Origin of the sequence: Paramuribaculum intestinale (assembly GCF_030759015.1) — a bacterium.
In the GTDB taxonomy this organism is placed as follows: Bacteria; Bacteroidota; Bacteroidia; order Bacteroidales; family Muribaculaceae; genus Paramuribaculum; species Paramuribaculum intestinale.
Genome location: NZ_CP098825.1, coordinates 940,124 through 952,553 on the forward strand (window position 1 = coordinate 940,124; position 12,430 = coordinate 952,553).

Consider the following 12,430-nt stretch of genomic DNA (forward strand, 5'->3'; position numbering starts at 1 on the left):
TTTTTATTATGCGGTCAGAGATTTTTTACATCTTCATTCCGCGTGATTTTTTCTTTTGCGTTTCATCCTTCGGCCCGGTCTGACCTTTCTGGAGAGGCTCGTTTACTTTTTTTGTAGCCTCGTTGGTCTTGCCTTCGTTGTTCACGGCCATCTGCGTCTTGCTCTCGTTGGCGGGGGTGACGGTTTGAGCCTGACGGGGGTCAGTGAATGATGAGTTGGGACGCTGGCTTTCCGGGTTGAATGTCAGATACACGGTACAGGGATTTCCCTTCTGGTCAACCATATTGCTCATGACTACCGTTTTCCCGGCGACGTAGTCGGCCTGTTGCTGCTCTGTCATGGGCACACCGTTCCATTTTGTGATGGGTCTGATTTTACCGTCCTTTGTCATCCATGTTGATTGACGCTGTTTCAGTTCGCCGCCGTTGCCCTGATTCTGAGACTGACGCTGCTTTTTCTCATCGGGGACAAACTCGACCCTGCGGCTGTCTGCATTTACTTGTAGCGTGACAGTGTATTGCTTGCCGCTCTTGTCAGTTATCTGCTTGTCCTTGACAGGCTGACCGCTTTTGAGAGTATTTATTTCAGCCATTGTAAGTTTCGTCTGGCCGATTGTGTCCTTTACATAGATATGTTTGGCCGGAACGCTTACAATCTCATTGGTGAGTCGGTCTATGCTGATGAACGAGGGAATGACCTCTCCGGTCTGCCTGTCAACTACATCGGCTATGCGGCCGAGATTGCCGGTCTTTTTCAGATTCTCCTTGTCCTGCTCCGTGAATTTTACACCGTTGAACTCCTGACTGAGATCCGGTTTCTCACAGACGAACGAGGGGACAACTTTAACATTGCCGTTCTCATCGGTCTTGAAAGCGAGTCTTGCCGCGGCTGTCTTCATATCGCCATCGACATTGAGGCGGATGTTGATAAGACCTGATTTGCGGTTATACATCATTTCCTGCAAGTCACCGCGCTTTTCAAGTTCGTCGCGGTCAATGCCCCAACGTTCCTTGAGCGCGTTCCAGTCGATCTTGTCGGCCTCTATCTTCTGATAGCGCTTTTCAGTCTTCGGCTCAACCTTGGACGGGTCAAGCATAGCCTTGTTTGCCTCCGGATCTTTCAGCGCGTCCTGTATCACCGGGCCGACCGTTTCGAGATTCTCCGCATCAATCTTGTAGAATCCGAATTGTGACGGGTTCTTGCATTGCCTCACAAAATTTGAAAGGAATGCCTCCAGCGGATTCTTGTGTATGTTGAACACCACAAGGTCGCTGAGCTTGGAGGTCTTTGCATCGGCCATCGCCGGGGTGCCGTCCTCTTTGAGTCCGGCAACTGCGCCTGTCTCGCCTGTCTCTTTATTGTGGGCGATAAGCACTTGGTCTTTTTCTGGGGTCTGGTCTTGTGCCATTTTTTTACTTTTTAGATTTGTTTCAAGGTGTCGTGTCACCTAAGAAATAGCCGATAACATCGGGAGGCAGATAGCCTACGGGGCCTTTTTTGTGCTTCTGGACATACGGCAGCACTCCGTTCTTGCGCAGATTGTACTGCTGCCTCAGTCCGAGGCCGAATTTTCTCAGCACATCTTTCGGAGTCCATAACCGCGCTTCCTCATCGGGATTGGAAGAATCGGTCTTGCCGTGGCGTGAGTCGAGTTTCCTTTCAAGGCTGTCAACCTTGTCAAGCAAGGTCTGGAGAAGTCCGAGCATCTGTTTCTCTGATTTCGTGCTCATACGTAGCATGGTCTGTAACGGATCTCCCTTTTTGAGAGAAGCCTGTTGAGTGATGCGGGATGCCAGCTCAATCCGTGGCAGCTGATTATATCGAGAAGATCACCGAGTATGAATTTCGGATTGCCGTTGTCCTCTATCGACAATATGTTGTATTCCTTGATTCTGCGGTAGAAGGTTCTCTCGCTGACTCCGAGAATGTTCTGAACTTCCGTCTTGCTTATGCGGTATTCCCTTTCCTTGTCTGTGAGAGGGCGACATCCGTTCTCGTCAAGTTTGTGCTGTGCCGGCATATTGCTCTGGTTTAATGCCAGCGTTTGTACAGTGGAGTGCAGCTGGTCCATTATGGCTCTCATCGCACTTAATTCGCTGCTTGGTACTAATACGTATCCATCCATTTTTAGGAGTGATTAGGTGTTTGGGAGCGATATGGGGTTACACAAATGCTCCAATTAGGGTTTAGTTTATAGTTTTTGCTCTGATTGGAGCGTATCATTCGGCGACTTTCGTCATGCTCCCGTAGGAGGCGGTCTTCTTGTATTTTTCATTGTTGAAAACTAAATTGATTTGTTTCGGGCGATTTTACAGGAATAAAACATCACTACGGCATATCATTCTCTGACAGACCTCTGCCATTGTTTTGCCAATGTTTTGCCATCGCTTATCCGTTGACTCTAAAAAGATTATCTTTGTGGTTTCCGTCCTTTAATTCCAATATATGTACCCACCGAATTGCCGCTGACAAGGCGCAGTTCCGCCCAGTCCCTGAGTTCCGAAATTTTGAAATGCAGCCTGTGCCCGAATTTATGGTAAGGTATGTTTCCGGCAGAAGTTTCCTTATACAGTTGGCCCTTGGCTATGCGGTAGCCATTGGAATTGAGGAATTCCAACGCTCCGTCTATATCCACCGAGTCTGAATCATGTTTTGGTTGAAACGCTCCAATCACTTTTTCAATACATCCGCAGACTGTTGTTTCAATAATCTCCCGCAGTTGATCCACGGAAAGCACCACAATGTTTGTATTATCCATTTATAATATGACATCGCAGAGTGTGTATCCTGAGAAATACGCCATTTGGCGGGTATGTCCGATCCAGACAATCGTTAATGTGAATTTTGTGTTAAGCATTACCGTGAATCACGGAGTTTCTGCGACATCGAAGAAATTAACACTTATTATCCCCCTTTTAGTTCGCGTAAATCACGCTATGGCAGTAGATTGGCGTAAAATTGTCACTATGTCTGTCAAAAAATAACCGTCCTTCCCGTTGTTCGGAAAGGACGGCCATGAAAATCGTATGTGAAGGGCTTTGCCTACGCCCAGTTTACGGATGGAAGACTGTTGATTGCCTTATGCTTCAGTTCATCGACGACGTGCAGGTATCGCTCGGTCATTTCAAGTCCTGCATGCCCCATAAGCGACTGTACCGTTTTGATGTTTGCTCCGGCATTAAGGATATTCACCGCGAATGAATGACGGGCACAATGCCATGTGATATTCTTTCCAATCTCAGCGGCCTTTACCCACTTTTTCAACTGGATCAGTCCGGTGTCCCATTTGGGCAGGTTGAAAATCGGCTGCTTTGGATTGCTTTTGCTGTCCGGTTCTCCGATGAGGCTTATCAACATCGGGCTGAGAGGGGTGACGACACCGCACGCCTTGCTTCGTCCGGCAACTTTGCATTGCTCAAATCTCATCACACCGTTGGCGAAGTCCACATTCTCAAATGTGAGTTTCTTCAAATCGCACCACCTTATGCCTGTGTACAGGCTGAAAAGGAAGCCACGTTTTACATCGGGGCAGCTCCAAGTGAATGGCGTTTCCGCAAGTTTCCGGATCTCGTCCATTGACAATATAGGTTTCTTTATGAGCCTCGCATCACGGCGGAAAACAATCCCCTTGCATGGATTCTTCTTCATCAGTCCTTCCTCATAGGCCGATGTGACAACCTTTTTGAAAAGACCGAAGCATCTGATACCACCTTCCCCGACCGATACCTTTTTCAGATACTCTATGTATCCTGTTATCATGTCGGCTGTCAGCAAGTCCATTCTCAGGAACTCGGTGTAACGCTTGTACTTCTGGATTGAATCAAGGAAGGCTATGAAGCGGCGATAAGCCGTACCCAATCCGACCCGTGTCGGACGGGCATATATCTCATCATCACAATGCTTGCGGAAGTAACGCAGTAAATCCACTTCCTTGTCCTTTTTCAGACGATAGCCCTCACGGTCTTCGAGAAACTCCTGCTCCCGCTCGAAGCGTATCTTTTCAGCGAGGGCAAGAGTATTGCGGTTCTGAGTCCGCTCCTGTGTTGTCTTTGGAGAGAGCCAGATATATAGATTCAGATTCTCACGGCGGCGGTTGTGTTTGATTTTGTATTTAGGCTTACCGGCCATAGCCCCGTCCGTATATATGACAGGGTTGCCCGCATCGTCAATGACCGGGGTTTCAGTGCGTCCGAGATAATACTCCAACGCAAGGCTCGCACGGCCATCTTTGAGGACAGTCTGCACGAGTTTGGGGTTCTGCTTATTCTTTGTTTCGACTTTTGCCATATTGCTATGATTATGTGTTTGAGCGCAAAGTTAATGCGCTATCCACTTATGCAAAAATCGCCCTATACACTTATTAACAAACGAATCGTACAAATTGTGTACTGATTGAGAAAAAACAGGCAAATTCTCCCAAATCGTTAGAAATCAGCAAATCTCCAATCCTCTGATTCTCAAATCAAATCAAAATTCCCCAATTTCTCAAAATAATACTCGTGACTTTACCGTTTTTTTTCCACACTTCCAATATCCCGGCTCGCCTGTTTGTTGCTGTCAGGCCGGTTTCTTTCTGAAAAAGGATCTGCGGTGGCGTTCAGGGCGTGTGCGTTCAGGGCGTTTGAGGCAGAAAACGGGCAGATAGAAGAAGATCCCGACGATCGACATGATGAGTCCTCCGATGGTGCCTGTGGCGAGCGGAAACCAGAATGATTCCTTGCCGTCGCCGACCATGAAGGGTATGAAGCCGAGTATGGTTGACACCACGGTGAGGAATATGGGCAGTATCTTGGTGTTCCATGCCGTCAGATAGAGGCTGAGTGGCGACCGGCGCGGATGTCGTTCGCGCAGTGAGTTGTATTCGTTAAGGATGTATATTGAGGCGTTGACCGTGATGCCGCAAAGCAGTATGAACGAGGCGAAGCCTCCCTGGTCGAAGTTGATTTTGGTGAGGTAGAATGTCACGAACACTCCTATGAACGATATCGGTATGGTGAATATGATGGCCAGAGGCTGCATCAGCGAGTTGAAGAGTATGGAGGTGGTGAAGAATATGATGGCTATCACGAGCAGGAGCAGCCAGTAGGATGCCTCCTGATCACGGTTCCAGTAATAGTCCCATCCCTCTGTCTTGGCTGAATAGCCTATCGGGAGCTTGCGCGACAGCCGTTCGAGATCGTTCTCGAGAATTTTCTTTCCCTGTGTGCTCGATCCGATATATTCGTATTGCAGACACAGACGGTATTGCTGATTTTCTTTCGCGATCGATTTTGGAGCGTCGCGGTGGCTGACCGTCGCGAAGTCGGCCAGTTTGAGGGTGCGGCCGCCGATAGGTATAGGCATGTTCATCAGCGCCCATACATCGTAGCTCCTGCCCTGCTGCGAATTAAGATATATCTGCTCCAGGCTTCGCTCACCGTTGACATATCCGGAGTTGATCTTGCGGCCGAATATGGGATTCAGGGCGTTGTAGAGCTGCGATATGGTGAACCCTTCCTTGGCAAGGCGCTCTTTGTCGACCTCTATGGCAAATTCGCTGTAGTCGTCCTTCCAGTATGAGAATTCAGAAGCGATGGTCACCTCTTTGATGCGTCGGTGGCTGAGCAGCTGTGCCTTGAGCGAGTCGGCCCATTGTTCAAGCTCGTCGTAGTTGTAGCCGAACATCTTCACTCGATAGCTGCCGGTGCTTTCGCGCACGTCGTTGTTGAAGCCCTGGTCCTCCAGGCCGTAGACGCTCCACGAACCGCCGCCGAGAGTCTGTGCCTTGCGTATTATGTCGCTCTTTAGCTGATAGGGGAAATAGGTCTTCTGTGCGGCTTTTGTAAACATTATGTAGATCGACGCACGATACGGTGAGCTGATGGAGGTCTGAAACTGGCGTATCTCGCTGAAGCCTGTCAGATAGCTCTCCATCTGGGTGATAAGCTCGTTCATCTGTTCGAGTGTGGCGCCGTTGGGCAGTGTGGCGTAGATCTGAAGCGACGGCTCCGATTCGCCGCGGTTGAAGTAGCTGCCCGCATACACATCCTGCGTGAAAAGCCTTAAGGATCCTCCGAGAGCCACATCGGCTATCGGTTTTATCTTTTCTTTGTAGGTCTTGCTTCCGAGGGTGGCGTTGTAGAGCCGTTCCCATCGGTTGAGCTGATTGTCTGACTTGGGATTCCAGCGGTCGGTGCCTATTGATTCGGGAAGCATGAACACCGGCAGTCCGAAGCTGAGAACGAGGAGCACTGTCATGGCTGTGCGGTGACGCTGGCAGAAGCGGATGACAGCGCTGTAGGCGTGTGAGAATATCACTGCCCAGCGCTTGCCGCTGCGGCTCTTGCGGTGGCGCAGGCGCAGACCGATGCGCTCTATTAGCGCCGGAACGAGGAAGAGAGCCACAAACAGCGATACGGCAAGATTGATGATCACCACCGCCACAAAATCCTGAAGATTGAGCCTGATGCTTTCGTTGAGGAAAAACACTATGCCCAGCGCACCCACCGTAGTGAGAGTGGCCGCCATCACCGATGTGAACGCCTTGAGATTGTGCTTGTGGGTGATATGGTCGGTCATCACTATTATGTTGTCGATTATGAGGTTGAGCGATATTGTGATGCCGGCGAGCGAGTAGAGCTGTATCTCTATGCCTGTGAGATAATAGAATATCACGGCCACTGCCAGGTTGATCATCAGCGATATGGTGATGATCAGCATATAGCGCAGGTTGAGGGTGATGATGCCTACGAATGCCAGCAGTATCAGGAATGTCAGTCCCGAGCGGAAGTAGATTTTCGACAGCTCTTCATTGATGTTTTCGGTGGCGTCATATCCCATGATCACCTGATACCCTTTGGGCATTTTCGGCTTGAGCTGATCCATCAGGTCTTTCACCTTCTCGGCGAGCTGAATCTGGTTGGCGTCATCGTCGGCTGTGATGTTGAGATATATGGAGTTGAGTCCGTTGATGCGGTAGTAGCTCTGGGCTTCGGCCTCGCGCCGCTCCACGGTGACGAGCCGCGACAACGGTACGCCCGCTCCGTCGGGAGTGCTCACGAATATATGCGATGGATCAAACGATTTGCCGGCATCAAGCGTGCTGACGGAGCTTACACGCAGCCACTGGTCGCCCGAGCGGGCTATGCCGAGAAACTGTGAGCGTGAACTCTGTGTGATCGCTTCGACAAGATCGTCCGGTGTAAGGCCGAGCGAATGCAACATGTCGCTGTCATACTTTACGTTCCACTCCATCGGGCGTGCGCCCGACAGCTCCACTTTGTAGACTCCGCGCAGCTGGCCGAGTGCCGGCTTTATGTTCTCCTCGGCATAGCTCTGTATTTCGTATGGTGAGGCGGGGGCGTTGAGCGTGTAGCTTAGAAACGGGCGTGAGGCGCGGTTGTCGGCCTGACGTGTGGTGATCTGTGGATAGCTCACCTCTTCGGGCAGCTGCGACCATGCCTGCCGGATGATTGTCGACACTTCGAAGCGGGTTGCTTCGATGTCGGCGTGACGGTCGAGTCCGATCGTTATGTCGCCGCGGCCGTTCGACGAGCTGGATGTGATCTCCTTGACGCCCTGCACACGCGCAAGCATCGATTCGAGTTTGCTCGTCACTCCGCTTTCGATCACACGGGCCGAGTTGCCGGGCATGGTGAAACTCACCGTCAGGCTCGGGAGGGAGCGCGATGGCGATAGTTTGACCGGCAGCAGCGGCACCAAAGCCGCTCCCACGATGGCGAGGGCTATGAACGTGACGATGGCAGTGAATGATGATAGGCGTCGTTTCATGCGTCAGCAGAAGGCGGTGTGTGAGGTCTCGGGTTATGGTCAGCGGATATGGTGCTGTATGTCGAATTTGTTGGACAGTTCCATGCCGCTGTCGAAGTCAAATAGAGTCAGTTTGCGCAGTTTGTAGTAGCTCAGCCAGTAGTTCTGCAGTGAAGTGATGTAGTTTTTGTTGGCATCCTGCTGGCGGTTCTGCGACAGTGTGAGGGTGTTGAGATCGGCTTTGCCTATGATGAAGCGCTGACGTGTCTGCGCATACGACGTTTCGGCCAGATCGAGCGCCTCGATGGCTGAGCTGACGAGCTGACGCTGTATGTTGAAGTCGCTGACGGTCATTATCACGTCCTCTTCCATCGACAGTTCGTCCTGACGGGCCTGGATTTCAAGTATGTTGAGATTGTTCTTGGCCATGTTGAGCCGGCCTTTTCTCACTCCCCAGTCTATGAGCGGTATGTTGATCGACAGCGACACGATGTCCTGACGCATCGGGTGGTGGTAGGCGCCGGAGAAGTTGTCGGCAAACTGGTTGAAGCCCACGCTTGCATTGATGTTGGCGTTGAAGCGCTGTTCCATGCGTGTGCGGCTGACATCGCGCTGTGCTTCGAGAATACCCTGACGGTGGGAGAGAAGTTTGGGATTGTTGGCTTTGGCATGCATGAGCGCCAGATCCGGATCGATCGTTCTCGCGGAGGGCACCGACGGGAGCTGTACGGTGATCTCGGTGTTTTTGTCCATACCAAGAAACGACGCCAGTGAGAACATGGCGCGTTTCAGCGCTATGCGTGTGTTGGCGAGAGTGTTTTCGGCATTGACTTTGTCAAGTCTCAGCGTCAGCAGGTCGGCCTGCGATATCGAGGCTATCTTGAAGCGGCGTTCGCCTACGGTGTAGATCGTGTCGGCTGAGGCGAGATTGTCTTTTGCCAGACGGTATTCGGCCTGGGCGAGAGCCAGATTGAAGAAGTAGTTGACGGCCGTTTCCGACACCTCCTCCATATTGTAAAGAAATTCTTTCTTGACTTTCTCGTATTTCACCGGTTCTATGCGGCGCTCCCATCTGAACTGGTTGAAGCCTAACAGATCCTGACGGTAGCCTATACGCACGGGTATCGCTGAATACTGCGTGTAACGGGTGTGGCCGAAATTGCGCATGTAGGCCAGTGAACTTTCGACATAGAATGTTCCGCCGAGCGGGTCGAAATTCTGCACAATGTTGAGGCCGCCTGATGCGGAATATGATTTCAGGGAGTAGTAGCGGTAGACCTGGTCGGTGTTGTCGAATTCGCGTGTCACCGACTGGTTGTAGCTCGCAGGAGTGAGGTTGAGCGACAGACTCGGCAGACGTCCGGCCTTGAACGATACGTATTCCCAGTATCCCGACATATAGAGATTCTGGGAGCGGAATGCCTGCAGCGAGCTGTCGGAGGCTATCTCGATGGTGCTCTGTAGGTCGAGGGTTATGTGGCGCTGTGCGCTGATGCCGGAGGCTGTCAGCAGTGCAAGCAGTAGCAGGTGTAGTCGATTCATGATCTGTTTCGGTCGTGTGGATTGCTTATACGGTTTGGAGCGGTTTGTCGCTTTTGCGGTAGATGAGCCAGTAGACGAGCGGTATCAGGAATATGCTTATCAGTGTGCCTACAACCATTGAGCCTATCATGGCTATGGCCAGAGGCTGCTGCAGTTCCGAACCCATGTCTTTGGTGAATAGGGTGGGCACCATGGCGAATATCGTTGTGAGCGAAGTCATGATTATCGGCCTCAGGCGGCGGAGTCCGGCTGTGTGTATGGCCTCCGTCAGAGGTATGCCGGCTTTGCGCAGTTCGTTGATGGCGTCGAGTTTGAGTATCGAGTCGTTGACCACGATACCGCAGGTCACGATAATGCCTATCGCGCTCATAAGGTTGAGCGTATGGCCGAATACCCATAGGGTAAGCAGCGCGAAAGCCACGTCGAGAGGTATCTCAAGCAGCACTATCAGCGGCTGCACGAAGCTCTCGAACTGGGCGCAGAGTATGAAATACATCAGCAGTATGGAGATAGCAAGTATCACCATCAGCTCCTGCATCATCCTTGCGTTTGAGAAGAAACTGCCTGAAAATTCCACGTCCCACATGTCCGACCGGTCGACCGTCGACCGTATCCGCGACATGGTACGCTCCGGGTCGGTGATATCGTAGTAATTGAGCGGCACGTATTCGCCGTTTTTTCCGGCATGGATCTCTTTCAGTTCGCGGTCGCGGTGGGATTTCACCAGATACGACAGCGGTATCTCCGATGTCCGGCCCTCCTTGTCGGGTCGCGACTCCACGATAGTGGTGGCCAGTATCTCGTCTACGCTCCGTTCGGTGGTAGTGATGCCGATAGGCAGATATTGCTGATATGAGCGGAGAGTAGTGACCGTGTTGCCTTTCAGCGCCATGCGGAGCATGCGTTCCACTGCCGAATAATCCACATTGTAGAGCTGGAGTTTTTCGCGGTCGATCACAAGGTTTATGCGGTTGTGGAGGGCTATGCCCGACGATGGGATGCCTGTGGCCGACGCTATCTCGTCGTCGAGCGACAGCAGGCTCTCGGTTTCGGTGGCGCGTGCACGGTCGGCAGGGAAAATGCGAGCCTGAACCGTGGGCTCGTCCGAAGAGAATATCTTTTCGAAAATGTTTTCAGGAGGGCTGAAAGTCACCATCGCCTTGGGATATTCCGATCTGACGACGGAATCTATACGGGTCTGCAGAGGCGCTATGAGCGATGGACGGAGTGCGCGCAGATACACCTCGCTCTCCGACGGAGTCAGTTCGCTTCCGGCATCGAGCAGATAGTCCTGCACTCCGATATAGGCCGAGTGCATGTCGACATCGTTGTCAAGGCCTATATTGTCGAGCAGACGGTTGACGCGCGCCGCATTTTCGTCGATATTGATGTTTTCGTTCCATTCGATGCGTGCTATAAGTTCGCTGTGATCTATCTGTGGCATCCGCTCTACAGGGAGCACCATGAACATGGCCACGCACATCGGCAGGATGAGGCATATTCCCGTCACGCAGATTGCCACATGGCCGAAGCACCAGTCAATGATGCGCGTGTACACACGGTCGAGCCATGCGTTGACCTTGGTAGCCGTCTTCCCTTCATGGGCGGCGCGTGTGGCGGTGTTGTGTCCGCTTTTGCGTGAGGCTTTGCGGCGGTAGACAAGCATGTAGATCACCGGCAGAAGCATTATGCCTGTTATGTAGCTGACGGCAAGTCCGGCGGTGATGGAAAACGCCTGGTCGGTGAATATCGCGCCGGCTATGCCGCTCATGAACACCAGGGGCACGAATACCGCCACAGTGGTCAGCGAGGAGCTGAGCATCGGGGTGATCATCTCCGATGTGCCTTTGTCGCAGGCACGCATGAGCGTAAGTCCTTTCTGTCGGTATTGGGTGATGTTTTCGGTTACTATCACGGAGTTGTCGATCATCATGCCTACGGCGAGGATAAGTCCCGAGAGCGAAATGATGTTGAGCGACACATGGAAGAGATAGAACAGCAGGAACGTGATTATGATAGCCACCACTATGCTGGCGCCGATGATGATGGATGCGCGCATGTCGCCCATGAAGAAAGCCGTGACCATAAACACGAGTATGAATCCCAATATTAGATTCTGCACGAGATTGGATATGGTGTAGTCGAGCAGCTCGGTCTGGTTGCGGCTCTGCGAGAATTCTATGTCGGGATAGAGTTTCGAGAAGTATTCGGCGGTCTGCGACAGCGATTCCTTCATGTCGTCCATGTTCTCCTCGCTCTGCTTTATGATGGCCAGAGTCACGGCACGTTTGCCGCCGAAGTAGGAGTAGCCGTTCTCGCTGTCGGCTGTGACTTCCACACGGCACAGATCGCGCAGCTGCTGCATGCGGCCATTCTTGCTGATGTAGATGTTCTCTACGTCGACCACGGTGCGCAGCTGGTTGGATATGTGTACGTTGTATTCATAGTAGCCGTCGCGCACGGTCATCGTCCCTGGCTCGATATTGTTGGCGGTCAGAGATTTTTCGAGGTCGTCGACAGTCACTCCGGCAAGCTTCATCTTCGTTTCGTCGGGCACTATCCGCAGATATTGTCCCGGGATGCCGGTGACGTCGGCCATGGCTATCTCCGGCAGCTGCTCAATGCGTCGGCGCACGACATTGTCGGCCAGTTCGCACATCTGCAGGAAGCGTGTTTCGTCGGTGGAGCCGTAGGGCCGGTCGCTGCGCAGAGTCATATTGAGATACAGCACCGGTATGTCGGTGGCCGACGCTTTAATGGCCTTCGGTCGCCGTGTGTCGCGCGGCAGTGTGTTCATCGCGGCGTCGATTTTTTCGTTGACTTCGATAAAGGCGAGGTCGGTGTTGACGCCGTAGTCAAATTCGAGCTGTATGACCGACAGACCGTCGCGCGTTAGGCTCTTTATTTCGTTGAGGCCGCCCACTTGTAGCAGCTGTCGGCGCACCGTGGCGGTCACGTTGTTCTCAAGCTCGCGCGCACCTGTGTCGTCGCCCTGTATCTGCACTGTGATATGGGGTATGGCGATACCGGGCAAAAGACTTACCGGGAGTGAGAAATATGTGACAAGTCCCACAATAAGACAGGCCAGAAAGGCCATGATCACAGCTATAGGGCGCTTGAGAAGAAAATGTATCATACG

General features: G+C 52.1%; 8 protein-coding genes. All 8 read right to left on the bottom strand.

The annotated features are described in order from the left end of the window. Nucleotides 1-25: 25 nt before the first annotated feature. Nucleotides 26-1,408 carry a DUF3945 domain-containing protein gene (locus NF347_RS04210; RefSeq protein ID WP_107036417.1) on the bottom strand — a complete coding sequence of 461 codons (1,383 nt, stop codon included), beginning with the start codon at nt 1,406-1,408 and terminating at the stop codon, nt 26-28. Between the two features lie 22 nt (nt 1,409-1,430). After that, nucleotides 1,431-1,730: a hypothetical protein gene (locus tag NF347_RS04215; RefSeq protein WP_107036416.1), complete on the bottom strand. Its 300-nt coding sequence runs from the start codon at nt 1,728-1,730 to the stop codon at nt 1,431-1,433. Beyond that, nucleotides 1,727-2,020 (bottom strand): hypothetical protein, encoded by a 294-nt coding sequence (locus tag NF347_RS04220; protein ID WP_148061086.1) that lies wholly within the window; start codon nt 2,018-2,020, stop codon nt 1,727-1,729. The genes NF347_RS04215 and NF347_RS04220 overlap by 4 nt, the downstream gene beginning before the upstream one ends. A gap of 390 nt (nt 2,021-2,410) precedes the next feature. After that, entirely contained in the window at nt 2,411-2,758 is a 348-nt protein-coding gene (locus tag NF347_RS04225) for a MerR family transcriptional regulator (protein ID WP_107036414.1), read from the bottom strand. A gap of 284 nt (nt 2,759-3,042) precedes the next feature. Continuing rightward, nucleotides 3,043-4,287 (bottom strand): tyrosine-type recombinase/integrase, encoded by a 1,245-nt coding sequence (locus tag NF347_RS04230; protein WP_107036413.1) that lies wholly within the window; start codon nt 4,285-4,287, stop codon nt 3,043-3,045. Nucleotides 4,288-4,557: 270 nt separating this feature from the next. Then, nucleotides 4,558-7,770 (bottom strand): efflux RND transporter permease subunit, encoded by a 3,213-nt coding sequence (locus NF347_RS04235; RefSeq protein ID WP_107681566.1) that lies wholly within the window; start codon nt 7,768-7,770, stop codon nt 4,558-4,560. A gap of 39 nt (nt 7,771-7,809) precedes the next feature. After that, nucleotides 7,810-9,291 carry a TolC family protein gene (locus NF347_RS04240; protein WP_107681567.1) on the bottom strand — a complete coding sequence of 494 codons (1,482 nt, stop codon included), beginning with the start codon at nt 9,289-9,291 and terminating at the stop codon, nt 7,810-7,812. A gap of 25 nt (nt 9,292-9,316) precedes the next feature. Beyond that, complete coding sequence (locus tag NF347_RS04245; RefSeq protein ID WP_107681568.1) at nt 9,317-12,427, bottom strand: efflux RND transporter permease subunit; 3,111 nt, start codon at nt 12,425-12,427, stop codon at nt 9,317-9,319. Nucleotides 12,428-12,430: the final 3 nt, after the last annotated feature.

What these genes read in the sequence shown, in the direction of transcription:
- NF347_RS04210 (WP_107036417.1), bottom strand. Translation starts at nt 1,408, where the DNA reads ATGGCACAAGACCAGACCCCAGAAAAAGACCAAGTGCTTATCGCCCAC.
- NF347_RS04215 (WP_107036416.1), bottom strand. Translation starts at nt 1,730, where the DNA reads ATGAGCACGAAATCAGAGAAACAGATGCTCGGACTTCTCCAGACCTTG.
- NF347_RS04220 (WP_148061086.1), bottom strand. Translation starts at nt 2,020, where the DNA reads ATGCCGGCACAGCACAAACTTGACGAGAACGGATGTCGCCCTCTCACA.
- NF347_RS04225 (WP_107036414.1), bottom strand. Translation starts at nt 2,758, where the DNA reads ATGGATAATACAAACATTGTGGTGCTTTCCGTGGATCAACTGCGGGAG.
- NF347_RS04230 (WP_107036413.1), bottom strand. Translation starts at nt 4,287, where the DNA reads ATGGCAAAAGTCGAAACAAAGAATAAGCAGAACCCCAAACTCGTGCAG.
- NF347_RS04235 (WP_107681566.1), bottom strand. Translation starts at nt 7,770, where the DNA reads ATGAAACGACGCCTATCATCATTCACTGCCATCGTCACGTTCATAGCC.
- NF347_RS04240 (WP_107681567.1), bottom strand. Translation starts at nt 9,291, where the DNA reads ATGAATCGACTACACCTGCTACTGCTTGCACTGCTGACAGCCTCCGGC.
- NF347_RS04245 (WP_107681568.1), bottom strand. Translation starts at nt 12,427, where the DNA reads ATGATACATTTTCTTCTCAAGCGCCCTATAGCTGTGATCATGGCCTTT.